Source organism: Leisingera aquaemixtae, assembly GCF_001458395.1.
Lineage (GTDB): Bacteria > Pseudomonadota > Alphaproteobacteria > Rhodobacterales > Rhodobacteraceae > Leisingera > Leisingera aquaemixtae.
Window position 1 is genome coordinate 110,735 of record NZ_CYSR01000011.1, and the last position, 24,610, is coordinate 135,344.

Sequence of the window (24,610 nt, forward strand, 5' to 3'; positions counted from 1 at the left end):
GCGGGTGTGGCGTAATTTTCGCTGTGAAGCAGCATGTGTCGCCAAACTGGCCGTTGAAAGTCAGCCCGATGGGCCAAATTCAATCCACCCTTTCGCCGCAACGTGGATCGACCAACGAGGAGCGGGAGAAAGTGTGAATTCGCTTTAAGCGTACGTGCGGCTGCATAACTTCGCCTTGCAGACATTCACATGGATTGCACACCGAACGCTCAAAAAGAGTTTAAGTCGCTGATTCAGCGAGACAGCCTGTCCAATCCTTAATAGATCCTTGAGAAGGTTTTCATGGGTGCTGGCAGATGATCTCCAACCAGTCTTAGCTTGGACAACCAAACTGAACCTTATCTTCCCGCCTCAAGGGCAGTTCTTCTGAAAATGCCAAACTGTTCTATCTAAGGGTGTGCGTCAACGAAAATTCTTTTAGGTTAAACGCGGAGGCAAGACTCGATCGTGGCGAAGTTGGGGGAGTGCAAATGACAGCGACGCTTTACGGCCTTCTTGTAGGGATCGATGAATACAAGTCACCGGTTCCGGCACTGAAAGGATGCGTGAACGATATCGATGCCGTCGCAGCGCTCCTGCGTGAGTTTGGCGCCGAGGGCGACTTTGCCCTTGAGCTCAAGCTTCTAAAGGACGCCGAGGCGACACGTGAAGCGATCATTGATGGCTTTCGCAACCATCTCGGGAAGGCAGGCCCTGAAGATATCGTGCTCTTTTGCTACAGTGGCCATGGCTCCCAGGAAAAAGCACCACCCGAGTTTTGGCACCTGGAACCGGACCGCCTGAATGAGACCCTGGTCTGCTATGACAGCCGCGACGAAGGTCAGTGGGATCTTGCCGACAAGGAGCTCTCGGCGCTAATCGCCGACGTTGCCGCCAGCGGGCCGCATGTGTTGTGCATCCTGGATTGCTGTCACTCCGGCAGCGGCACCCGCGCGCCGTTGGAGGAGGGGGCCGCGGTGCGCCGAGCCCCCACCGACCTGCGTCATCGGCCTGTGGACGCGTTTCTCGATGGTGCATTGGTGAATAACCTGGATCGGAGTGGCGGAACGCCTGGCGCGGGCTGGGGGGTGGTGCCGGCCGGAAAGCATCTGCTCCTCGCCGCTTGCCGCTCGAACGAGACCGCGAAGGAAGTCTATGAAGCCGGGAGACCGCACGGCGCCTTCACTGCGGCTCTGCTCGCGGCTCTGCGGCAAACCCGGGGGGCTATCAGCTACAGGGACCTTCTCAAGCGGGCCGAAGCTCAGGTGCGGCTGCGTGTGGCGCAGCAGGTGCCACAGGCCGAGGCGAGTGACCCGAACGATTTGCAGCGGACGTTCCTCGGCGGCGCAATTCGCCAACAGCGACCGCACTTTACGCTTCGGTACGACCCGAAATTGGGGTGGGTGATTGATGGCGGTTCCGTTCATGGAATCCCCCCGCGCACGGGAGATGAAACGACCGTGCTGTTGGTATTCGATCTTCAGGCGAAGCCCGACACGTGGCGCGAACCGGAAGCGGCGCTGGCGACCGCCGACGTAGACGAGGTCCGGCCGTCGCTCAGCCGAGTCAGACTGCAAACCCGCAACGTGCCGCTTGACCAGAACTCGACCTACCGCGCTGTTGTGGTCGCAACGCCATTGCCCGCGCTCGGTGTCCAATTGATTGGCGAGCCCGGCGCCCTGGACCGGGTGCGAAAAGCCCTCGCGACATCCGGCCCGGATGGTAGGCAATCAACTTTTGTTCGCGAGGTTGGGCCTGAGAACGAGGCGGAGTTTCGCCTGAAGGCGCGAGACGGAACATTCCTCATCAGTCGGGCACAAGCCGAACGGCCACTCGTTGCTGAGATTGCAGGTGTGGGTAAGGAGGGCGCGCGGGCAGCGGTCCAGCGGCTGGAGCACGTCGCCCGGTGGAAGGCGCTGGCTGGGCTGGAGAACCCGGGGAGCCGACTTGGTGTCGATCCGGTCGAGATCGCGATCCTGCAACCTGCCTATGAGTCGGGCAAGGAGGTTTGGCGAGACACCGACCCGCGGCAGGCCATTCGCCTGGAGTACCGCTTCAGCAGCGGAAATTGGGAGCAACCAAAAGTTCGGATAGAGCTCAGGAATGGCAGTCAGCACGAAGTCTACTGCGCTCTCCTTTGGCTTGGCGAAGATTTCTCGGTGAGTTCCGCCCTGATCCCAGGCGGCACTCTGCACCTGCCTGCGCGGGGATCCGCTGCGGTGAATGGCGGTGAACCTGTCTGGGGCTTTGTGCCAGAAGACAAATGGCGCGAGGGCCGAACAGAGGTGCGCGATGTGCTGAAGCTGATCGTCAGCACGGAACCGTTCGATGCGACGCTGTTCGAGCAGGAGGAGATAGAGCGTTACGCGCTGACCCGAGACGCCAAAGCTGCGGCTCTGCCGCGAAGCGCTCTCGAAAGGCTGGCTGCGCGATTGCATTTTCGAGGCCTGTCCCCAACGAAAGGCGGCGAAAGCGCGCCTGACTGGGGAACCGCCGAGTTGACGCTCACAGTCGTACGGCCCCTTGAGGCGGCTGAGGTGCCACGGGCAGATCAGCAACAGGACCTCGGTGCGGGCGTAACATTATTGGGTCACCCCAAGCTTTCTGCCAAGGCGCGACTGGTTTCCACAACGGAGGCGGGCCGTGGTCTTGGTGAACTGGGGCTTCCGGCGATCCTTCGCGATGCGCCGGACGTGTCAGAGGCGTTTTTGTTTGAGGCCCCGCGGGGCACAGACCCAGGCCTGGGCGCCCTTCAACTAATCGATGTCGAAAACCCTGAGACAGTAAGCGCCGACTCACCGCTGCTTTTGCGTGTGCAGTCGCAGCTACGTCCTGGCGAGCACGTCCTTCCGTTCGCTTGGGACGGTGAGTTCTTTCTGCCACTTGGTGCGGCTCGGCAGATCGACGGCGGCATGGAGATCGAATTGCGGCAGTTGCCGGAACCTAGTCAGACCGGTGCTGACGTTGAGCGCGGCATCGTCAGTTCGGTCAGGATTCTGTTCCAAAAGATCCTGAGTTCGAAACTCGGAACAGAGTTCGACTACCCGCGCTTGGCAGCGGTCAGCTTCGATGCGGAAGGGAAACCGAGCTACGACGCGACAGGGGATCTCGTTCGAGAGAGAGTCGCGAGTTCGGAACGGATCCTGCTATACGTTCATGGTATTCTAGGCGACACGCTTGGGATGACCTCCGCATCGCGGACCGAGATAATGGTCTCGAGCGGACCCCCGCAGCGGATAGGGGATTTATACGACCTCGTTCTCGCGTTCGATTACGAGAACATCAACACCGGGATACGAGAGACCGCAAGGGCACTTGGGGACCGGCTTGTATCTGTCGGACTCGGGGCGGCCCACGGAAAGACGCTCCACGTGGCAGCACACTCAATGGGCGGGCTGGTCGCCAGATGGTTCATTGAGCGCGAAGGCGGCGACAAGGTCGTTCAGCACTTGGTCACGCTCGGTACGCCGCACGCAGGCTCGCCATGGCCGACAATCCAGGGTTGGGCCACGACTGCGCTCGCAGTAGGCCTCAATGGTTTTTCGCAAGTTGCATGGCCAGTGCGCCTTCTCGGCGATCTTGTCGGTGCGGTCGAAGCAGTAGACGTGACTCTCGACGAAATGGCACCAGGATCGGACTTTTTGACAGAACTTGGGCGAAATTCCGATCCGAATGTGCCTTATTCTCTGTTGGTCGGGAACACGTCAGTCATTCCTGCAGCTGTGGAAACCGGGATACTGAGCAGCTTGTTGGCAAAGCTGTCGCCGCAACGTGTGTTGCATGCGGCAACTGCGCTCGCATTCCTGAAAGCGCCCAACGACATCGCAGTGAGTGTCGCAAGTGCAAAGGCCGTGCCGGAAGGGCGCGCGCTCGTACCGCAGGTGCAGGAGGCCGCTTGCGATCACATTAGTTTCTTTAGTTCCAACTCTGGGCAGAGATGCCTGTTGGAGGTTCTGCAGGGAGTGGGGGAAACTGGTCCAAACGACGATGCGCAAAGTTGAGGTTTTCCCATTGGACGAGTTTGCACATAGCCACGCCGTTTTGATTGGCATCGACCGATACGAATATGTTCGGCCGCTTGTAACGCCCGTGTCAGATGCGACGGCCCTTGCGGGTATCTTGGCGCAACAGCACGGTTTTGAAGCGCGGGTCGTTCCGGAGGATGCCGCAACACTTGTCGGTTTGCGGGATGTTTTGTCAGAGCTTTCAAAACGAGTGGGGCCAAACGACCGCGTCCTTTTCTACTTTGCCGGTCACGGGATCGCACTCCAAAGCGATGACGGGCCAAAGGGGTACATTCTTCCGCAGGACGCCAGCCCTACCGACGAATCAACATTTCTTGGGATGGTCGAGCTTCAGGAGGCGTTGGAGGCGCTGCCCTGCAGACACATGCTTGTCGTTCTCGACTGCTGCTTCGCCGGGGCGATGCGCTGGGCGAGCTACCGCGATCTGGCTATAGCGTCTGCGTCACTGCATGAGAGGCGGTACCGCTGGTATATCGAAGGCGATGCATGGCAGGCAATTGCGTCGGCAGCCCACAACGAAAAGGCTCTCGATGTGGTCGCGGGTAACGCGATCGGCGAGCGGGCGGAGGAAGTCGGTCGTCATTCTCCTTTTGCGCAGGCGCTGATCGATGGGCTGCAAGGCGCTGCCGACTACACCAATGATGGTGTCATCACTACAACTGAATTGCACGTTTTTCTGGAAGACCGCCTTCGTCAACAGAAGAGCGCCAACGATCGCCCACAGACCCCGCATTCGTGGTTGCTGAAGAAGCACGGCAGAGGTCAGTTCGTGTTCTTGGCCCCGGGTCGGGAGCTCGACTTGCAGCCGGCGCCAGAGCTCAATTCCGACACGAACCCATGGCGCGGCCTGGAGCCCTACGAGGCGAAGCACCGGGACCTGTTCTTTGGCAGGGATCAGGCCGTTCAAGCACTGGCGAGCCTCGTGTTGGGGAAAGACGAAAGCGGGAGTGATCGAGAGGGGTCTCTTCGGCCATTCGTAGTGGTTACCGGTCCGTCGGGGATCGGCAAATCAAGCCTAGTGCGGGCTGGCCTGCTTCCGAAAATTCCCGAGGAGACCAAGACCGCCATAATGCGGCCCGGGAAGGACCCGTTCGAGAGCTTGTTACTCGCGCTGCGCGGCAATAAAATGGAGGCGGGCGTCCGCGACGCTGACGCTGAACGATGCCCTGCGTTACAGCGCTGGTGGGCCAGCGGCGAATTGGCTCGCCGACATCAAGTATTCCGAGATCCCGAGGTGGGGGACACGCACGGCTATGGGCAGCGTATGGGCCATTGGTTGGCCCGCTATGACGGAGGAGGTCGCCTTCTTCTTGTCATTGACCAAGCCGAAGAGCTGTTCACGATGAGCGATCGTTCCAAGGCCGATGCATTTATTGGCATGCTCGCCTCCGCGCTGGACAAGGCGGACGACCGGCTGCAAGTCATTGTAACGTTGCGCTCAGAGTTCGAACCGCAATTCGTGGATTCGACTTTGCGGTCTCGCTGGCAGGACGCGCGATACATCGTCCCGCAGATGACTCAAGACGAGCTGCGTCGTGTGATCGAGCTGCCGGCGTCGGCCAAGGTGATGCGCTTCGAGACAGACACGCTCATCGACCAGCTCATCAATGAAGTGGTCAACATGCCCGGCGGGCTGCCGCTGCTCTCATTCGCACTCAGCGAGATTTACAAAAAGTACCTGGAGCGCGATGACGAAGATCGGACCCTGACATGGGCAGACTACAAGGCGCTCAAGGGCGGCGTAGTTGGATCGCTTCGCGTTCGCGCGGACCTGATCGTGGAAAGCTTCGATCCGGTTGTGCGACTAACAATGCAGCGGGTGGCAGAGCGACTCATAGCGGTGGAATCGAGCGAGTTCGCGCGTCGGCGCGTGCCGCGGCTCGAGCTTGAGATGGCGGACCCTGCCGAGAATATTCGCGTCCAAACAGTCATAAGGCAGCTCTTGGCAGCTCGGCTCATCGTTACGGATGAAATCGGTGGCGAGGCGTATGTGGAGTTCGCGCACGATGCGTTAATCACGAGTTGGCCGCAGCTGCTGGTCTGGGTGAGAAACGACCTCGAAAACATCATTGTGCTGCGTCGGCTCACTGCGAGCGCCAAGCAATGGGCCGAGCCCGACGAGGCGGGACGCGGCACACTTTGGGTCGATGCGGCGCGTCAGGAGCAGATTGAGGCGCTTGAGAAGGCTTCAACGCCGGGATTGAACAAGAAAGAACGAAGATTCGCTGAAGCAAGCCAACGTCGAGCCCAGAGAAACCGGCGTTTCAGGACAGCAGTGGGAGCGTCGCTGGTCGCACTGACAATCATCGCGGTGATCGGGGGCGTCGCAGCTTTAATCGCGCGAGAGGAGGCCGTCGCTCAACGCGACGTTGCGTGGAGCAACGAATCGCGTTTTCTGACTGGCGCTGCAGAAGCGCGGACAGCCATTGGCCAAGCCTCAAAGGCGCTTGGCTTTTCGCTGGCCGCACTGCCGAACGCAGAGGTTCCCGACAGACCGGTTCTGCAAGTCGCGGTCAATTCCCTGTATCGCGCCTGGACCGAACAGCGGGAGATTGCAATTTTCCGTGGTCACAGCCTGCCGATCGATGGGGCAATGCCTCTGCCTGGCGGCAGGCTATTGACCTGGAGCCGGGACCGCACCGCCATCTTGTGGGATGAGAGCGGCGCGATCCGGCATGTGCTTGACGGCTCGCCACATGGAATCGGCGATGCGGTGGAGCTTCCAAGCGGACATATCGTCACTTGGGCTGGGGGCTGGGCTGGTGACGAGGATCGGACCGGGCGGCTTTGGTCTGACTCAGGCGAATTTATTGCCGTCCTTGACCGACATACCTATCTCATCAGCGATGTTGCCTCGGTTAATGACTCCGAATTCATAACCGTTAGCAGCGATGGTTCCGTACAATACTGGTCGGTTGATGGAACTCAGGGCGCGAGGCTTCAGAGCGACAGCCAAGGACGAATCAAAGCGGTGCAATTGCTTGATGGGCGTTGGTTCACTTGGGGCAATGATCAGCCCGGTGTCTTCCATCCGGCAGGGTATGATCTCACACACGTCTTAGAACAGTACTACCCGACAGGGCAAAATGGCTTCGTCGCAATTTCTAAGCGCCGGTTCATAGCGTGGCGGAGCGCACCGGTGACCGTGCGTGCAAACGACGACGGATCGACGATCAATATAGAGGCGGCCCAGGTTTGGTCTTCTGACGGCACTTTTGTGGCCGAGCTTCCGGGCCATCGCGGCCGGATCGGAGGTGCCTTAGAGTTGAGTTCAGGCTTGATCGCAACATGGGAATCTGGATCCGTAGGGCCCCAGAATGTCCTGCTATGGCAGTCCGACGGTACCAAAATCGCGGACTTGCCGCATGAGGGCGGCCTCGTAGCCGTTTTGGAGTGGCCGGGAAACGGGCTTGTCACAGTTTCTGGCCAAGCTCGCCTTTGGTCGCCACTCGGGCAAGTGTTGCGGGACTTTGATGGTCACAGCGCCACTGTCGAGGGCGCGTTGGTACTTAGCGATGGGCGGCTTGTCACCTGGAGCGAGCGGGAAATCCTTGTGTGGCGAGCTTTCGACTGGGTCGCACCGCTGCGCATTGTCGCAGGTGACGATGACATCCACGGAGTCCAGGCGTTTGGCAGCAGCACGCTGTTGACATGGAGCGGCGATAGGACGGCCCGTCTCATTGGTGTCGATGGTTTGCCAGGAGCAAGCCTGGCTGGCCATTGCATCCCTGACCAGTATCTGGGCAACGAGCTCACCTGCGGCGTGATCCAAGTGCAGGTGCTCGACGATGCACGGATTCTCAGCGGGAGCCTTGATGGCACGGTAAAACTTTGGGACGCCACCGTTCTGGAGGAGCGGCTCACTGTCCGGCATGGTGGGCTTCTCAACGGAGTTGCTGTCTTGGAAAACGGTCGAATTGCGACATACGGCAAGGATGGCGCGGTTGTCGTGTGGACATATCGAGGCGAATTAATTAAGAGGTTCCGCAGCGCCTTTGGCCAAGTCCTGTCGGTATCCGAGCTTTCAGGTGGTCAGTTGCTGGCTCGGCATTCTGGCGGCGTGGTAGTGATTTGGCCTTGGGATGGCGGCGCACCCACAATCATTGACAATGCGCGAAATGCGCGCGTGCTATCTGACGATCGTCTGGTTACTTGGGACCACGATGCTTGGCTGACTGTCCATCGTTGGGACGGGTCAGGTTACACTTCTGCCTCGATGGCACCCCATGCCGATCGTATTCAGTCTGTCGATGATCTGCGCGATGATGGCCTATTACTTTCCTACTCTGATCGCGTCGTGAGAATCTGGGGCGAAGCTTTTGAGCACAACAAGACTCTGCAATGGGGCCAACACCGGCAAACTTATGTCCTGCCATCGCAGCCGGATCGCATGGTCGTTTGGGATGGCGCGGGCGTGGCCGAGTTGCGCTCGGTGACTGGCAAGCTCATTATCTCTTTCGACGCTTGTTCCGATAACACCACTCGCTTTGTGCAAGAGATCAGCGACGGGCGGATCGTCTTTGCAAACGCGGCTGGGACAGTATTCGTATGTGATCCGATGACGGGTGCCGCGCTCAAGATCAAGGGGCAGATCTCCCGGCTGTCGGGTGCGCGGCTTCTCAGCGACGGCCGACTGTTGACGTGGGGCGAAAGACCGTTTGTCGAAATGTGGGAGTCGGATAAGAACGGGCACCTTGTGACCGTGTTGAACGGTCACACAGTGCCGGTGGGAGGTGTGGGCCATGTAACCGGTGCGCTTGAAGTCGGCGACCAAATAGTGACCTGGTCCGACGCAGACCCGGTGATCCGGATTTGGCCCCGCGGCCTGGAGGGATTGATCGACGCCGCCGGAGCGGTCGTGACTCGCTTGAGACCAATCCAAGAGGATGAATGCCGGGCTTTTGCGCTGTCAACCCCTTCCGGATGTGGTTCGGTCGATCCATAAGTGGATTTGCCCTTCGAAAGTAGCCGCGCTGCCAGTAATGATGAAAACAGATCGAAGGGCTGTTTTGAAGGGTCGACAATTTTGGGCCGGATTTCTAGGAGCGACGGCCTCTGATTTTCGCATTGCGCCATTCGAGCACCGTGCAGCATCGGTTGATTTGGGCTCACACCCCGGTTTCGCCGCCTGAGGCGCAAACTAAGGCTCCTGATTTGCCAACGACCGCGCATTGAGCGACGTGACAAAAGATCAAAGACTTGGCCCGATCCCCGGATGACCGGTCTCGATCAGCCTATTGCAACGGCATCGCCGCGCGAGCCTTAGGCGGTTCTGGAGCCCAAGGACGAAGCCGCTCCGCGGCATTGGCGCGGGTGGCTGGTGTTCAGCGATGATCTGACAGTGGTGCATTTGGGGAACGGCATTTCTGCCTGACGATTGAGGCCTTCTCAATCGAAAGACAGGAGGGTCCCATGACAGGGGAGAGATCGACCCCGCTTCGAGAGCGGATGATCGAGGACATGCGCATCCGCGGGATGGGCGACAAGGCGCAGAAAGCGCATATCCGGGCGGTCAAGGATTTCGCCATTTTCCTCGGGCACCCGCCGGATACCGCCTCACCGGAGGAACTCCGCGCCTATCAATTGCACATGACGGATACAGTGGTAACGCCGGCGACTTTCAACGCCCGGATCGTGGCGCTCAGATTCTTCTTCGGCATGACCTGCGGGCGCGAGGAGATGAAGCGCTACATGCAGTTCCGCACCCAGCCCAGGAGGTTGCCTGTAGTCTTTAGCGTTGAAGAGGTATCGGACATCCTGATGGCGGCGCCGGGGCCCGGGCTCAAATACCGGGCCGCGCTCAGCATTTCCTACGGCGCGGGGCTGCGGGCCGCCGAGGTCTGCAACCTCAAGATCGGCGATATCGACAGCGACCGGATGCTGATCCATGTCGAACAGGGCAAAGGGCGGAAGGACCGGAAGGTGATGCTGTCACCCGGGCTTCTGAGCTTGCTGCGCGACTACGGCATCGCAAGTGTCGAACCGATTGCGCTAGAGCCACCATTCAGATTACCTGTCTCTCGACTGCACAGAGTTTTGGACGGTTTCTTTGGAAGTTTCAGAAGAACATTTCGATGCGGAACGCATCGCGTTTCTTGCCCTCAGTGCCATCAAGGGGGTTGGTTTCGAGACACTGCGGCGAATCTCCTCATCGGAGAAGTCTTTTCAAAGTGTGATCGAACTTGAGGACGCTGACGAAGTGCGCAGCCTATTGGGGCGATCTGAACTACAAGGAAACGATGACGGAGGTCAGGCTTGGCGCGAAACCCGCAACCGAGCACTGGATAGTGCGAAACGCAGGTGTCAGGAGTTGGCTCTGGCTAACGTCTCGATTATTTTTCAGGGCGAAAAAAATTTCCCTTCACAACTGAACGACCTTAGCAACACCCCTCATTGGCTATTTGTTCAGGGGCAAGTCGATGTCCTGTCGCGGCGTTCCATCACAGTAGTTGGATCACGGAAAGCGTCACAGGATGGTGTGTGGCTTACTCGATATGTCGGGCATTGCCTGTCAGAGTTCGGCGCTCCAACTGTGAGTGGCTTGGCCGATGGTATTGATCAAGAAATTCATTCTGCCAGCATCCAGGCTGGCGTTCCTACAATTGCGTTTCTAGGAACGGGCATTTTCACTGAGTATCCGAAAGGTTCAGATAGGCTGAGGCGCACAATTCTGGACAATGGTGGTGCAATCGCGACTGAGTACCTGATCAAGGAAGGATACAGCGCTGCAAACTTTGTGCGTCGAAATAGACTTCAAGCCGCATTGGGTAGCCTTCTCATTCCGACAGAATGGGCCGTCAAAAGCGGCACTGCGCACACGGTGCGATACGCGCATGAACTCTCGCGCCCTATTGCATTTCTAAGAACTCCAGCGCAACCAGACCTCAGCTGGGTGCCTCGCGAATACGTGCCACAGAATGGCTTTTTCACCATCCCCACTGAGCAGGACGGATTTGTTGATTTTGTGTTTCGTCATTTGAACTCTGAACCAAGATCAAAGACCACTCAGCTCACGCTGTTGTAAGGAGCAGTTATGCACACTCTACGTGGCGCAATTTTTTCTCTCAGGAACGTATTGGTCAAGGAAGGCCAGTTGGATCAAGCTAAGGCTTTGGAAACAATCAGGCTGATAAAATACTTGATCTCTGTTGGTGTGCAGCCCGTATTGGTCAGCAATTCAACGTGGACGATGGTGGGCAGTAACGAGCCATTCAATGATTACTTTTCCCGGCTGGTAGGCCAACAACTGCCCTATTATCAAGGTGGAACAGACATGGCGTACAAACAGTATGCCGCCGCTATGCAGCACGTGTTAGAAGACCAAGGTTGGCAGCCTCAGGAAGTCGTCTACATCGGAAATACTCAGGATGACATTCAAGCGGCATCGAATGGTGGGCTACTATTCTTGAACGCAAAATGGCATGAGGCGAATAGCCCGTTTGGCTTTGAATTCAACTCACCAAAAGACATTGCGAAATTTGTCGACTGCTGTTGTTTAACACCGAAAGACTGGTTCTGGAGCATTGAGCAAGGAAACTTACGGGTCTACACCATCGCTCCGCTAGGTGAGTTTTCCAAAGCTTATCCGCACGCTGCAACCTACTCGACAGACGCAAAGAACGCCGTGAAATTTGGCGTGGGAGACTTAAGGTTTTGGGGCCTTCTGATGGCTGCGAGAATGCACCTATCCGGCATTGGAGCAGAGGCATCATATGTAGCCCCGTACCCTGGCCACAAAACGACTTCTGAAAAGGCTGAACTTTTGCAAGCCGTAAGAATTGCCTCAGGCTCATTGCGAGCCCGGTACTTGGAAGACTACATTGTCAGACACCAAGATGCACCCAAGTCGCAGGCCCTTAGGAATAGCGGCCAGCAACCGTCAGCTCATAATCAACTGGCAACGATCCACCTCAGAACGGACCCGCTCAAAACTGGCGAGGTCGGTGGGCGCTACAAGAATCGCCCCAACGTCAAAGGTAAGACCTTGCTGATGGTGGACGATATTTGTACGCAGGGTCATTCACTTGAAACGGCCAGAGCGTTTGCCGAGGCGGCGGGTGCCAATGTCATCTGCTTATGCTGGCTCAAGACACCGGGCCCAAACGACTACCATGAAATCGTTAGCCTCACTCCAAGCATCAAACGGCCCTATTCAAAGTACGTGCCAGAAAGCCAAGCAACGGCTATTCATTCAAATTCCGGCAACGTTATCAATCACAACGCAGCAACGGAGATTGCCGACGCCTTCACACGCTTCAATGGGTGGGACTGGCCTCAAGGCGTGTGAAGATAGGAACGTAATAGTCTGCCTTGATTGTAGACTCTTCCGGCCAAAACATGAGTAGCGAACGACCGCTCTCCGTCCTGCCTGCAGGGGCGGTCAACCGCGTTGATTTCCCCTTTGATGAGGAAACCCAGATAACGGAGGATCTCGTCATCGCCCTGGATCGCATTTCTTTCTGCGCTACGGCCGCGGCGCTCAGAGCCCGCAAGGGGGTGCAGGACATAGACAGAGAACTCTTCCTGAGTTTCAGGGGCGAGCACATATTTCAGGGAATTCGTGCTGTCGAACGCTTGAGGTGCAAGTCGAAATCTCTCGTCTACACGGTGCAAGAGGGACAGCAGATCACCCTCAATCTGTTTGTCAACGTAGATAGAGACTGAGTGGAGTTGGGCGGGATCGGAAGCCTGGGCGATCCTCTTATTGAAACGAACGCCCAGCATCGGACCGTAGGTCTGGAACGCGATGATGCCAACGACGACGGCCTGCAGACGGGGTACGCCCGCTTCACAGAGAGCCGAAAGAACTTTGCCACTCATAGCATCTGGCGCCGGCAGCCCTGCCGCTCTCAGCGCGCGGATCATTGAGATGCGGTCCCTGCGGATGCGCTTGAGGTCGCGCAACTCATCCACTCGCTGACGCACAGCGCTGGTGTCGGGGCCAAGATAGAGGTCCTTACGTGAACCAGTTCCAACAGAAGAGGTCTTAAAATACCAGTAATCACGACCCTTCAGGGACCGCTTGTAAGGCGTGCCGCCAGCTTCGAGCAACTCTGCGTACGAGCCGCCCCAACTTCGGTCGACCGCTTCAGCATAGAGCGTCTGAAGTGACACGGGCAGCCATTCGACCAAGGTTTTGCTCCCTGAAGCAACAAGAGGTTCCAGACAAAAATCAGAAAGTGTCTGTAACACAGATTTCGAGGAGATTCGAATGTAAGCACCAAAGGGAGTGCAACCTTCTTGCGGCACCGACGAACCCTCATTACCCCGGTTGAAGTGCTACGGCGTTTGAACCGGGGAAGTGATATGAGTGACGAAACGGTGCTGCAGTCTTGGCAAAAACTGCATGATTGCATCCTGGCAGCGCTGATTGCGCACGGATCTGATCGCGACGTCAAAGATTTTGAGAGTTGGTTTGCTCAGGAAACGAAGACGGCTCCTGCGCCTGCAATTCTTCACGCCTCCGTTGGCCTGGACGGGCTTAAAGTTGGCTATCGAGGCGCTGACGATGTCGTCGATAGGTTGATTCGTGCAATGATGAATGTCAGTCGTGATGACTGACTGACTGTGTGCAGGGGGCCGATCTGACGGATCTGATCTGGTTAATCGTGCAAGACTGGCCTTAGAAGCTCTTTCCCTTGCTTCATTGATGTATGGGAACTCACCAGTAATCCCAGCCGCAGCAGATAGAACCGGTGAAACTTTGGGGTTGTCCAGTGCAGAATCTGATGCACTATATGTAGAGCTAGGAAGTGCTCGAGTTGATTCTTGGCGACCCTTGCAACTTCATTGCGAGGTAGACGCAGCGAACGCGCAAACCTATGGGCAAAATGTGCAAAACTATGCGCTAGTGCCACGCAGAACTTTGGGCGCATATCTATGATTTTTGTCAATGAAACCAATGAGCGCGGCGCAACACTATGCGCGATCCTACAACCTCCCTTGCAGCCCTTGCAGCCCTTGCAGCCCTTGCCCCACCGTCTGCGGCTGTGGGGCAAGGGCCGGCAAAGCGTGCGGGTGAGGACTGCCCGCCTCGGACCCGGCGGCGGCTTTGCGCCGCCGTTACGGGTCTGCCCGTTTCTGTGATCGCGGCCGCCCGCAGGCTTCAGGCCGTTTGATCGGCCGCTGCGTTGCTACTTTTCGAAATTCTTAACAACCAGCAGCGGAAGAGGTTGCGCTCGATCAACCAAATCTTACTTCTGATTATTTGAATGTTTTGAATTTCCAAATCAACCACTTAGAAAATGACTCAGATCAAGGTGCCGGGCGCTGGTCCTCCGCATTCTCCGGTCCAGCGAAGCGCGACCGACCTGGAAAAACAGCATCTGAGATGACCGTTTCCTGGCTGGCCTGCTCCGCTGAGAAAGTGAGAGCCAAGGAGGACACATATGTCCGAACAGCCAACCAAAGCCGAAGAGCGGAACACTTTCCTGTTTCTCGCCGTTATTCTGGCGCCAGTTCTGGCGGTAGGGATTGTCGGCGGTTACGGCCTGATTATCTGGATCTCCCAGATCTTCCTGGGCCCGCCCGCAGGTTAAGAGGCCAGGCCGATGCCAGCCCATGCCAGCACAGCCCCTTCCCGGCGCGCCTTCCTGACCGGACGGGTCGCCAGGCCCAAGCCGGAATTCCGCCCCCCCTGGACCGATGAGGCCCGGGTGCAGGCGCATTGCACCAGCTGCAATGCCTGCGTGGAGGCGTGCCCGGAAGAGGTTATCGAATGCGACAGCCGGGGCCGCCCGCGGATCAATTTCCGCGGCGGCGAGTGCACCTTTTGCGCGGCCTGCGCTGAGGCCTGCCCGGAGCCCGTGTTCGACCTTGCGCAGCCCGCCCCCTGGCCGGTGACCGTGGACATCGGCGGCAGCTGCCTGCTGGCCGCGGGAATCACCTGCCAGCTGTGCACCGACATCTGCGACGCGCGCGCCCTGCGGATGGATCTGTCGGTCCGCCCGGCGGGTGCCATCCAGGTTGATGCGGATGCCTGCACCGGCTGCGGCGCCTGCCTTGCCACCTGTCCCAACAACGCCATCGCGATCCGCGACCCCCGCCAGCAAAGGAGCCACGGGTGACAAAAGAGGTTCATATTTCCAGCCTGCTGGTGCGCAGCAACCCGGCCCGCATGGCCGCCGTGCTGGATACCATCAAAGCCATGCCGAACGCCGAGATTTCGCAAACAGACCCCTCGGGCAAAATTGTCGTCTTGTTCGAAGCGGACAGTGACCGTGCCATTGGCGATGCCCTGGCCGAAATCCAGCTTCTCGACGGCGTCGCCAGCGCGGCGCTTGTCTTCCATCAGACCTGTGATGCCCAGGAACTCGCCCTTCAGGAAGGAACCCCCCAATGACCGGACTTACACGCCGTGACGCCATCAAGGCGCAGGCCGCTGCAGCCGCGGCCCTTGCCGCCGGGCTGCCGATCCCCGCGGCCGCGCAGAACCTTGTCACCGACGCCAATGTGACCGAGCTGAAATGGTCCAAGGCCGCCTGCCGCTTCTGCGGCACCGGCTGCTCGATCATGGTCGCCACCAAGGCGGGCCGGGTGGTCGCCACCCACGGCGACACCCAGGCAGAGGTCAACCGCGGCCTGAACTGCGTCAAGGGCTACTTCCTGTCCAAGATCATGTATGGCGCCGACCGCCTGACCCAGCCGCTGCTGCGGAAAACGGGCGGCGAATATGACAAGAACGGCGAGTTCACCCCGGTCTCCTGGGACGAGGCCTTCGACATCATGGCCGAGAAGTGGAAAAAGACCCTGGCCGAGAAAGGCCCCGAGGGCATTGGCATGTTCGGCTCCGGCCAGTGGACCGTCTGGGAAGGCTATGCAGCCTCCAAGCTGATGAAGGCGGGCTTCCGCTCCAACAACATCGACCCGAACGCGCGCCACTGCATGGCCTCTGCCGTGGGCGGCTTCATGCGCACCTTCGGCATCGACGAGCCGATGGGCTGCTATGATGACTTCGAGAACGCCGACGCCTTTGTGCTGTGGGGCTCGAACATGGCAGAGATGCACCCGATCCTGTGGACCCGCATCACCGACCGCCGCTTCAGCCATCCGCATGTCAAGGTGGCGGTGCTGTCGACCTTCACCCACCGCAGCTTCGACCTGGCGGACATTCCGGCGGTGTTCACACCGCACTCCGACCTGGTGATCCTGAACTACATCGCCAACTACATCATCCAGAACGAAGCAGTGCATAAGGACTTCGTCGCCAAGCACGTCAACTTCAAACGCGGCAACCAGGACATCGGCTATGGCCTGCGTCCGGAGCACCCGCTGGAGCAGGCGGCAGAGAATGCGGACAAGGCCGGCGGCGCCGAGCCGATGAGCTTTGAGGAATTCGCCGAATTCGTTTCCGAATACACGCTTGAAAAAGCGGCGGAAATGTCCGGTGTCCCGGCTGAGACGCTGGAGAAGATCGCCAAGCTCTACGCCGATCCCGACACCAAGGTGATGTCGCTCTGGACCATGGGCGTGAACCAGCACACCCGCGGTGTCTGGGTGAACAACCTGCTCTACAACATCCACCTGCTGACCGGCAAAATCTCCACCCCCGGCAACTCGCCGTTCTCGCTGACCGGCCAGCCCTCCGCCTGCGGCACCGCGCGCGAGGTGGGCACCTTCTCGCACCGTCTGCCCGCCGACATGGTGGTCAAGAACCCGGAACACCGCGCCTATGCCGAAAAGATCTGGAAACTGCCCGAAGGCACCATTCCGGGCTGGGTCGGCTCCCACGCGGTGAAGCAGAATCGCGACCTGAAGGACGGCAAGATCAACTGCTACTGGGTGCAGGTGAACAACAACATGCAGGCCGCCCCTAACATGATGGAGGAAGGGCTGCCGGGCTACCGCAACCCCGACAACTTTATCGTGGTGTCGGACGCCTATCCGACAGTGACGGCAGAAGCCGCCGACCTGATCCTGCCCGCCGCCATGTGGGTGGAAAAGGAAGGCGCCTACGGCAACGCCGAACGCCGCACCCAGTTCTGGTACCAGCTGGTCAACGCGCCGGGTGAGTCGAAATCCGACCTGTGGCAGCTTGCGGAATTCTCCAAGCGCTTCACAACAGATGAGGTCTGGCCGGCCGAAATCCTGGACGCCAACCCCGAATACAAGGGCAAGACCCTGTTCGAGGTGCTGTTCGCCAACGGCAAGGTCGACAAATACGAGCTGTCCGAAAAGGCCCGCGAATACGGCAACCACGAATCCGAGGACTTCGGCTTTTACATCCAAAAGGGCCTGTTCGAGGAATACGCCGAATTCGGACGCGGCAAGGCGCATGATCTGGCACCATTTGACACCTACCACGAGGTGCGCGGCCTGCGCTGGCCGGTTGTGGACGGCAAGGAAACCCTCTGGCGCTTCAAGGAAGGCTCCGATCCCTACGTCAAACCCGGCGCGGACTATGAATTCTACGGCAAGCCCGACGGCAAGGCGGTGATCTTTGCGCTGCCCTATGAGCCGCCGGCGGAAAGCCCGGATGACGAATACCCGATGTGGCTGGCAACGGGGCGTGTGCTGGAGCACTGGCACTCCGGCTCGATGACCCAGCGGGTGCCGGAGCTTTATCAGGCGGTGCCTGACGCGCTTTGCTACATGCACCCCGACGACGCCAAGGCGCAGGGCTTCCGGCGCGGCACCGAGGTGCGGATCATCTCGCGGCGCGGCGAAATCCGCACCCGGGTGGAAACCCGCGGCCGCAACAAGCCGCCCAAAGGCCTGGTCTTTGTGCCCTGGTTCGATGCGCGCCGGCTGATCAACAAGGTCACGCTGGATGCCACCGACCCGATCTCGAAACAGACGGACTTCAAGAAATGCGCAGTCCGTATCGAAGCAGTGTGAGGCCCGTCATGAAACATCTCCGTCTCGCCATCCTGGCCGCACCGATCCTGCTGGCCTCGGCCGCTTTCGCCCAGAACCAGGTCGCCACGCTGCGCAACAATGCGCCGCTGGCGGAAGAGGGCGAAGCCACCCAGATCCCCGGCATCGTCAACACCGACATCCGCCAGGTGCGCAACTACCCGGATCAGCCGCCGCTGATCCCGCACAAGACCGACAACTATCAGGTCGATCTGAACTCCAACAAATGCCTGACCTGCCACAGCCGCACCGCCGTGGAAGTCAGCCAGGCACCGATGATCTCGGTCACCCACTTCATGAACCGCGAGGGCCAGACCCTCGCCGCGGTCAGCCCGCGGCGCTATTTCTGCACCCAGTGCCACGTGGTGCAGACCAACGCCCGGCCGCTGGTCGAGAATGAGTTCGTCGATGTCGACAAGGTGCTGGATTACGTCCACTCCAAACAGGGCGGGGCGGACTGATGATTGCTTTCCTGAAAAGGCTCTGGTGGATCATCAGGCGACCCAGCGCCTATTTCTCGCTCGGCTTCCTGACCATGGGCGGCTTTGTGATGGGGATCATCTTCTGGGGCGGCTTCAACACCGCGCTTGAAGTCACCAACACCGAGGCGTTCTGCACCAGCTGCCACGAAATGCGCGACAACGTGTTCGAGGAGCTGAAGCCGACGATCCACTATTCCAACCGCTCCGGCGTGCGCGCGTCCTGCCCGGACTGCCACGTGCCGCATAACTGGACCAACAAGATCGCCCGCAAGATGCAGGCCTCCAAGGAGGTCTGGGGCAAGATCTTCGGCACCATCAACACCCGGGAGAAATTCCTGGAGCACCGGCTGGAGCTGGCGCAGCACGAATGGGCGCGGCTTGAGGCGAATGACAGCTTGGAATGCCGCAACTGCCACTCGGACGAATCGATGGACATCACCCGCCAGTCCAAGCGGGCGGCGGACGCGCATGAGCGCTTCCTGTTCACCGGCGAGAAGACCTGCATCAGCTGCCACAAGGGCATTGCCCACCAGCTGCCCGACATGGCCGCTGCTGAGGGCGAGGATCACGCGGGCCTCTTGGCCCCGGCCCATGGCGAGGGCCTCTTGGCCAGCACCCGCAGCTATCTGGGCCTGAACAGCAACTGACGCTGACTGCCCGTGACAAACATGAAAAGGCCGCTGCGCATCCGGGCAGCGGCCTTTTTTGTCAGGTTTGGCCGTTGCCATTGGCCTGTCGCATAAGCGGCAGGCACGCGCCTGCCCGCCGGGGCAGCCGCTCACCGCAATGCGGCAAGGCGGCCGAACGGGTGCAGCACCATTGAATGTCTCTTTTCAGGCTCAGGCTTACAGCGGGATGCTGCCCAGATGATCCTCGCCGCGCTCCCGCGCCAGCTTCATCTGCTTCTGCCGCTCGCGGAACCGCGCCTTGTCCTCTTCCGAGGTCTGATCGATGCACAGGTGGCAGCTGACGCCCTGCTCGAATTCAGGCCGCGCCTTGTCTTCCGGCAGGATCGGGCGGCGGCAGCCGTGGCACAGCTCATGCGGGCCTTCCACCAGCCCGTGGCCGACCGACACCCGGTTGTCGAAGACAAAGCATTCGCCTTCCCAGGTGCTGTTTTCCGCAGGCATCTCCTCCAGATAGCGCAGGATGCCGCCCTTCAGGTGATAGACGTCTTCCACCCCCTGTCCCAGCAGGTAGTTGGTGGATTTCTCGCAGCGGATGCCGCCGGTGCAGAACATCGCAACCCGCTTGTTGTGGAACCGGTCCTTGTTCGCCTCCCACCAGGCGGGGAAATCGCGGAAGCTCTCGGTCTTGGGGTCGATCGCGCCTTCAAAGGTGCCGATCGCCACTTCGTAATCGTTGCGGGTGTCGATCAGCACCACATCGTCCTGCCGGATCAGGTCGTTCCACTCCTCCGGCTCGACGTAATGCCCGACGGAGGCCTGCGGATCCACGTCCGGCTGGCCCATGGTGACGATCTCTTTCTTCAGCCGCACCTTCATCTTGCCGAACGGCGGCTCGGACGCCGCCGCCTCTTTCCATTCCAGCCCCGCGCAGCCCGGCAGGGATTTGATATGGGCCAGCACCGCATCAATGCCAGCGCGCGGCCCGGCAATGGTGCCGTTGATTCCCTCCTGCGCCAGCAGCAGCGAGCCTTTGACGCCCTGCGCCTGGCACAGGTCCAAGAGCGCCGGGCGGATGGCGGCGGGATCAGGGAAACGGGTGAAGTGATAGAGGGCAGCAATCGTGTACATGCCCCGGCCTTAGAACCATGGCGCGCGGTTTTCAAGACCCAGAACCGCCTGCGCGGAGCCAATAAAACAAGGGCTTTGCATGTATGTTTTTCCCCGCGCCAGCCCGCCGCCGGCCAGCAGGAGTTCCCAAGCGGCACTTGTCCCGTTACAAATTGTGCAAGCCAGCAAAGGAGTTGCCGATGACCCAGGCCCTGATCGTTGTGGATGTGCAGAATGACTTCTGTCCGGGCGGGGCGCTGGCGGTGCCCGGCGGGGACGAGGTGGTGGCCCCCATCAACGCCATGATGGCGCAGTTCCAGACGGTGATTCTGACCCAGGACTGGCACCCGGCAGGCCATTCCTCCTTCGCCTCCGCGCATCCGGGCAAGGCCCCGTTCGAAACGGTGGAGATGCCCTATGGCACCCAGGTTCTGTGGCCCGATCACTGCGTGCAGGGCACCGGTGGGGCGGCCTTTCACAAGGATCTGCGCACCGATGGCGACCTGATCATCCGCAAGGGCTTCCGCCCCGGGATCGACAGCTATTCCGGCTTTTTCGAAAACGACAGGACCACGCCCACCGGACTGGAAGGATACCTGCGCAGCCGGGGCATCACGCGGCTGGCTCTGGCCGGGCTTGCCACCGACTTTTGCGTTGCCTTCACGGCGCTGGACGCGGCCCGGCTTGGGTTTGAGGTCACCGTTAATCTGGCCGCCTGCCGGGCGATTGATCTGGACGGCTCGCTGCAGGCGGCGCTGGATCAGATGAAAGAGGCGGGCATTGCGCTTCAATCCTGAGTTGATTTGCCGATTTATTAACAATTCCCGGCTTAAACTGGGCCGGCACACCGACGGCAAGGCGTTTTGATGGATATTTCGGATGGGGCCGCCACCGGCCCGCTGGCCAGCTACGACAAGCGGTACGGCTCGCTCGAGCTGCTGCTGCGCTACGCCCGCGGCCGCGTGCGGATGTTCTGGGGCCGCCAGCTGTACATGGCGCTGGCCTTTCTTGTGCTGGGGCTGATCGTCCCCTTCCAGTATGCGCTGCTGGCCTATGCCGTGACCTGTGCCGGGGATGCGGCGGATTGCCTGCTGCTGCACCGGGCCGGATACCTGGCCAGCCGCGGGATGAGCGAGCGGGCCTTGCGGCTGCTGACAGCACTGACCGCCCTCCTGCACGCGCTGGCGCTCAGCGCGGCTGCCTCGCTTCCGTTCTGGGTTGAATTCCAGTCCCTGCAGCCGCAGGTCCATGCAGAGCCGCTGTTTACGGTCGGCCTGCTTCTGGGCTCGGCAATCAATGCCGGGCTGGTGCTGCCCTACCACCCGCAGGCCGTCGTCGCCAAACTGGTCACCTATGCGGCGATGCCGCTTGCCTTCCTGGCCTTCGAAATCCTCCAGTCCCCGGAACTGGCGGCCTCCTATCAGCTGCACCTGGCAGGGCTGCTGGTGTTTTATACCTCGTATCTGTGGTTTCTGGGCTTTGTCAGGCGCAACTTCAGCCGGACGCGCAGCAATATGCTGGCCCAGGCCCAGCAGCAGCAGGAGCTGGAAGCCGCCTATGCTGAACTCTCTGATCAACAGATGGAGGCCAAGCGCCTGGCGCTGGTGGCGGAAAACGCCAATGACAGCGTGATGCTGATGGACCGCCAGGGGCGGATCACCTGGGTCAATGACAGTTTCACCCGCCTCACCGGCTATTCCTTTGACGAGGCGCTGGGCCAGCTGCCCGGCGATCTGCTGAACAGCGGCCGGACCGACGCCGCAACCATAAGTTTGCTACGGGACAGCGTCCGCGAGGCCCGGCCGGTGCGGGTGGAAATCTGCAACCGGCGCAAGGACGGGCGACACATCTGGATCGAGACCAGCCAGGTGCCGATGCTGAACAGCGCCGGGGAGCTGGAAACCCTGATCGCGGTGGAACGCGACATTTCCGCCGCCAAGGAACATGCCCGGCAGCTGGAGCAGGCGCGGATCGCCGCTGAGGAAGGCGCCCGCGCCAAGGCGGACTTCCTGGCCACCATGAGCCACGAGATCCGCACCCCGATGAACGGGGTGATCGGCATGGCCCAGCTGCTGCGCGACAGCGGCCTGAACGAAGAGCAGGAGCTTTATGCCGGCGCCATTCTCAGCTCGGCGGATACCCTGCTGGCGCTGATCAATGATGTCCTGGACGTCTCCAAAATGGATGCCGAGGGGGTCAGCCTCAGCTGCACCGATTTCGACCCGCGCGCCTGCTTCGAAGACACCATGCGCCTGCTGACGGCCCAGGCGGAGGCCAAGGGGCTGGACCTCCTTCTGGACATCAAGGAGCGCGTGCCCGCGCAGCTGCACGGCGATGACCGGCGGATCCGCCAGATCCTGCTGAACCTTACCGGCAATGCGATCAAGTTCACCGAACACGGCCAGGTGCAGGTGACGCTGGATGCCGAACCGGCGGGGCAGGGGACCGGCCTGGTCTTTTCGGTCACGGACACCGGGATCGGCATCCCCAGGGAAATGCTCTCCAAAGTGTTCGAACGGTTCTCCCAGGCGGATGCTGCAATCAGCCGCCGCTTTGGCGGCACCGGCCTCGGGCTCGCCATTTCCGGCCGCCTGGCGGAGGCGATGGGCGGCAGCATTTCGGTGACCTCCGACCTGGGGCTTGGGTCCTGCTTTACCGTGCGGCTTCACCTGGATCCGCCGCGGGCAGAGCCGGCAGCAGCCCCCGCCGCAACGCCGCAGGCTGGCAGTTCTGCCGCGCTGGAGGGGCTGCGGGTGCTGGTGGCGGAGGATAATGCCGTGAACCGCGTTCTGATGGAGAAGTTTCTGCTGCCCACCCCGGCGGAGGTGGCTTTTGCCCAGAACGGCCGCGAAGCAGTGGCGCAGTTTGAGGCGTTTGCGCCGGATATCATCCTGATGGATATGTCGATGCCGGAGATGGACGGGTTGGACGCCACCCGCGCGATCCGCGCCCTGGCGCGGCCGCAGCCCGCCATTGTCGCGCTGACGGCAAACGCTTTCGACTCTGACCGCGAGGCCTGTCTTGCTGCTGGTATGGACGAATTCATGAGCAAACCCGTCAACCGCGGCAAGCTGCTGGACCTGCTGGCGCATCTGGCGCCGCAGGCGCAGTCCCGCCGCGCGGGCTGATTTCCTTTGCCCCCGCAGGCGCGCTATCCTATCAATCAATGACCCCTTAAGCACGAGGCCGCCGGTGGATATTGCAACCCGCGTCTACAATCACAAATGGAAGATCGACCCGATCATCCGGTCGCTGATCGACACTGATTTCTACAAGCTGCTGATGTGCCAGTCGGTGTTCCGCAACAAGCCGGACACCACGGTGACCTTCTCGCTGATCAACCGCTCCACCCATGTGCCGCTGGCCCGGCTGATCGACGAGGGCGAGCTGCGCGAACAGCTGGACCACATCCGCTCGCTGTCACTCAGCCGCGGGGAAAGCACCTGGCTGCGCGGCAATACCTTCTATGGCAAGCGGCAGATGTTCCGCCCCGACTTCATGGAGTGGTTCGAGGGCCTGCGCCTGCCGCCCTACCATCTGGAGCGCAAGGGCGATCAGTATGAGCTGACGTTCGAGGGCAAATGGCACGAGGTCATGCTGTGGGAAATCCCGGCGCTGGCGGTGCTGATGGAGCTGCGCTCGCGCGCGGTTCTGGACAAGATGGGGCGGTTTGAGTTGCAGGTGCTGTATGCCCGCGCCATGACCCGGGTCTGGGAAAAGATCGAGCGCCTGCGGGAAATCGACGGCCTGACAATTGCCGATTTCGGCACCCGCCGCCGCCACTCCTTCCTGTGGCAGGACTGGTGCGTGCAGGCAATGATCGAGGGGCTGGGGGAGAAGTTCACCGGCACCTCCAACTGCCTCATCGCCATGCGCCGCGAGGTGGAGGCGATCGGCACCAATGCCCATGAGCTGCCGATGGTCTATTCCGCCCTGGCGGACAGCGACGCGGAACTGGCCCAGGCCCCCTATGACGTGCTGTCCGACTGGCATGACGAGCATGAGGGCAACCTGCGCATCATCCTGCCCGACACCTACGGCACCCAAGGCTTCCTGGACCGGGCGCCGGACTGGCTGGCGGGCTGGACCGGCATCCGCATCGACAGCGGCGACCCGGCCAAGGGGGCCGAGGTGGCGATCAACTGGTGGAAGGACCGCGGCGAGGATCCGGCGGAAAAGCGGGTGATCTTCTCCGATGGCCTCGATGTGCCGCAGATCCAGGACCTGCACGCGCAGTTTGCTGGCCGCACGAAGGTCTCTTTCGGCTGGGGCACGCTGCTGACGAACGACTTCCGCGGCCTGGTTCCGGACGATGCGCTGGCGCCGTTCTCGCTGGTTTGCAAGGCGGTTGCGGCCAACGGGCGGCCCACCGTGAAACTGTCCGACAACCCGGAGAAGGCGATGGGCCCGGCGGAGGAAATCGCGCGCTACAAGCGGGTTTTCGGCGTCGGCAAGCAGGAGCGGCAGGACGTTATCGTCTGAGGGCGCACATAGGGGGCGCCGCCCCCTCGGCCTGGCGGCCTCACCCCCGGAG

The 24,610-nt window shown here is 60.4% G+C and carries 17 protein-coding genes; 15 read left to right on the forward strand and 2 right to left on the reverse strand.

Annotated elements, in window-relative coordinates; genetic code table 11:
* Positions 1–470 precede the first annotated feature (470 nt).
* The 5 genes from PHA8399_RS06380 to PHA8399_RS06395 all read left to right on the forward strand — a co-directional run bounded on the left by PHA8399_RS06380 (position 471) and on the right by PHA8399_RS06395 (position 12,291).
* Positions 471–3,980, forward strand: a complete 3,510-nt coding sequence (locus PHA8399_RS06380; RefSeq protein WP_058285341.1) for a DUF7379 domain-containing protein — start codon at positions 471–473, stop codon at positions 3,978–3,980.
* On the forward strand, positions 3,967–8,949 hold the full coding sequence (locus tag PHA8399_RS06385; RefSeq protein WP_058285342.1) for an nSTAND1 domain-containing NTPase: 4,983 nt from the start codon (positions 3,967–3,969) through the stop codon (positions 8,947–8,949). Before PHA8399_RS06380 ends, PHA8399_RS06385 begins: the two co-directional genes overlap by 14 nt.
* A 467-nt stretch (positions 8,950–9,416) precedes the next feature.
* The gene (locus tag PHA8399_RS06390) at positions 9,417–10,190 is read left to right on the forward strand and encodes a tyrosine-type recombinase/integrase (RefSeq protein ID WP_082649474.1); all 774 of its coding nucleotides are present in this window, start codon (positions 9,417–9,419) and stop codon (positions 10,188–10,190) included.
* A gap of 13 nt (positions 10,191–10,203) precedes the next feature.
* Positions 10,204–11,028 (forward strand): DNA-processing protein DprA, encoded by an 825-nt coding sequence (locus tag PHA8399_RS21860; protein ID WP_244270168.1) that lies wholly within the window; start codon positions 10,204–10,206, stop codon positions 11,026–11,028.
* A gap of 9 nt (positions 11,029–11,037) precedes the next feature.
* On the forward strand, positions 11,038–12,291 hold the full coding sequence (locus tag PHA8399_RS06395; RefSeq protein ID WP_058285343.1) for an HAD family hydrolase: 1,254 nt from the start codon (positions 11,038–11,040) through the stop codon (positions 12,289–12,291).
* Here the strand turns inward: PHA8399_RS06395 and PHA8399_RS06400 are convergent.
* Positions 12,279–13,136, reverse strand: a complete 858-nt coding sequence (locus PHA8399_RS06400) for a GSU2403 family nucleotidyltransferase fold protein (RefSeq protein WP_058285344.1) — start codon at positions 13,134–13,136, stop codon at positions 12,279–12,281. The two genes, PHA8399_RS06395 and PHA8399_RS06400, sit on opposite strands and share 13 nt — an antisense overlap.
* 174 nt (positions 13,137–13,310) lie before the next feature.
* On the opposite strand from PHA8399_RS06400, the gene PHA8399_RS06405 reads away from it, so the two are divergent.
* From PHA8399_RS06405 to PHA8399_RS06435, 7 genes are all read left to right on the forward strand, one after another.
* A complete protein-coding gene (locus PHA8399_RS06405; RefSeq protein WP_058285345.1) occupies positions 13,311–13,565 on the forward strand; it encodes a hypothetical protein in 255 nt (84 codons plus the stop codon).
* 827 nt (positions 13,566–14,392) lie between these two features.
* Positions 14,393–14,542 (forward strand): periplasmic nitrate reductase, NapE protein, encoded by a 150-nt coding sequence (napE, locus tag PHA8399_RS06410; protein WP_008553292.1) that lies wholly within the window; start codon positions 14,393–14,395, stop codon positions 14,540–14,542.
* A gap of 12 nt (positions 14,543–14,554) precedes the next feature.
* Positions 14,555–15,070, forward strand: coding sequence for a ferredoxin-type protein NapF (napF, locus tag PHA8399_RS06415; protein WP_058285346.1), 516 nt, complete (start codon positions 14,555–14,557; stop codon positions 15,068–15,070).
* Complete coding sequence (locus tag PHA8399_RS06420) at positions 15,067–15,345, forward strand: chaperone NapD (protein WP_058285347.1); 279 nt, start codon at positions 15,067–15,069, stop codon at positions 15,343–15,345. Before napF ends, PHA8399_RS06420 begins: the two co-directional genes overlap by 4 nt.
* The gene (napA, locus tag PHA8399_RS06425; RefSeq protein WP_058285348.1) at positions 15,342–17,840 is read left to right on the forward strand and encodes a nitrate reductase catalytic subunit NapA; all 2,499 of its coding nucleotides are present in this window, start codon (positions 15,342–15,344) and stop codon (positions 17,838–17,840) included. The genes PHA8399_RS06420 and napA overlap by 4 nt, the downstream gene beginning before the upstream one ends.
* 8 nt (positions 17,841–17,848) lie before the next feature.
* Positions 17,849–18,319 carry a nitrate reductase cytochrome c-type subunit gene (locus tag PHA8399_RS06430; RefSeq protein ID WP_058285349.1) on the forward strand — a complete coding sequence of 157 codons (471 nt, stop codon included), beginning with the start codon at positions 17,849–17,851 and terminating at the stop codon, positions 18,317–18,319.
* On the forward strand, positions 18,319–18,987 hold the full coding sequence (locus tag PHA8399_RS06435; protein WP_008554939.1) for a NapC/NirT family cytochrome c: 669 nt from the start codon (positions 18,319–18,321) through the stop codon (positions 18,985–18,987). The genes PHA8399_RS06430 and PHA8399_RS06435 overlap by 1 nt, the downstream gene beginning before the upstream one ends.
* A 198-nt stretch (positions 18,988–19,185) precedes the next feature.
* Here the strand turns inward: PHA8399_RS06435 and trhO are convergent, their stop codons facing one another.
* Complete coding sequence (gene trhO, locus PHA8399_RS06440; RefSeq protein ID WP_058285350.1) at positions 19,186–20,097, reverse strand: oxygen-dependent tRNA uridine(34) hydroxylase TrhO; 912 nt, start codon at positions 20,095–20,097, stop codon at positions 19,186–19,188.
* A 179-nt stretch (positions 20,098–20,276) separates the two neighbouring features.
* Here trhO and pncA point away from each other — a divergent pair, with 179 nt between their 5' ends.
* The 3 genes from pncA to pncB all read left to right on the forward strand — a co-directional run bounded on the left by pncA (position 20,277) and on the right by pncB (position 24,558).
* Entirely contained in the window at positions 20,277–20,873 is a 597-nt protein-coding gene (gene pncA / locus PHA8399_RS06445; protein WP_058285351.1) for a bifunctional nicotinamidase/pyrazinamidase, read from the forward strand.
* Positions 20,874–20,942: 69 nt separating this feature from the next.
* Positions 20,943–23,204, forward strand: a complete 2,262-nt coding sequence (locus PHA8399_RS06450; RefSeq protein WP_058285352.1) for an ATP-binding protein — start codon at positions 20,943–20,945, stop codon at positions 23,202–23,204.
* 64 nt (positions 23,205–23,268) lie between these two features.
* Positions 23,269–24,558 carry a nicotinate phosphoribosyltransferase gene (gene pncB / locus PHA8399_RS06455; protein ID WP_058285353.1) on the forward strand — a complete coding sequence of 430 codons (1,290 nt, stop codon included), beginning with the start codon at positions 23,269–23,271 and terminating at the stop codon, positions 24,556–24,558.
* The last annotated feature ends 52 nt before the right edge of the window (positions 24,559–24,610 follow it).

Bases quoted from the DNA above. Each gene is read 5' to 3' on its own strand.
- PHA8399_RS06380 (WP_058285341.1), top strand. From the start codon at position 471: ATGACAGCGACGCTTTACGGCCTTCTTGTAGGGATCGATGAATACAAG.
- PHA8399_RS06385 (WP_058285342.1), top strand. From the start codon at position 3,967: ATGCGCAAAGTTGAGGTTTTCCCATTGGACGAGTTTGCACATAGCCAC.
- PHA8399_RS06390 (WP_082649474.1), top strand. From the start codon at position 9,417: ATGACAGGGGAGAGATCGACCCCGCTTCGAGAGCGGATGATCGAGGAC.
- PHA8399_RS06395 (WP_058285343.1), top strand. From the start codon at position 11,038: ATGCACACTCTACGTGGCGCAATTTTTTCTCTCAGGAACGTATTGGTC.
- PHA8399_RS06405 (WP_058285345.1), top strand. From the start codon at position 13,311: ATGAGTGACGAAACGGTGCTGCAGTCTTGGCAAAAACTGCATGATTGC.
- napE (WP_008553292.1), top strand. From the start codon at position 14,393: ATGTCCGAACAGCCAACCAAAGCCGAAGAGCGGAACACTTTCCTGTTT.
- napF (WP_058285346.1), top strand. From the start codon at position 14,555: ATGCCAGCCCATGCCAGCACAGCCCCTTCCCGGCGCGCCTTCCTGACC.
- napA (WP_058285348.1), top strand. From the start codon at position 15,342: ATGACCGGACTTACACGCCGTGACGCCATCAAGGCGCAGGCCGCTGCA.
- PHA8399_RS06430 (WP_058285349.1), top strand. From the start codon at position 17,849: ATGAAACATCTCCGTCTCGCCATCCTGGCCGCACCGATCCTGCTGGCC.
- PHA8399_RS06435 (WP_008554939.1), top strand. From the start codon at position 18,319: ATGATTGCTTTCCTGAAAAGGCTCTGGTGGATCATCAGGCGACCCAGC.
- trhO (WP_058285350.1), bottom strand. From the start codon at position 20,097: ATGTACACGATTGCTGCCCTCTATCACTTCACCCGTTTCCCTGATCCC.
- pncA (WP_058285351.1), top strand. From the start codon at position 20,277: ATGACCCAGGCCCTGATCGTTGTGGATGTGCAGAATGACTTCTGTCCG.
- PHA8399_RS06450 (WP_058285352.1), top strand. From the start codon at position 20,943: ATGGATATTTCGGATGGGGCCGCCACCGGCCCGCTGGCCAGCTACGAC.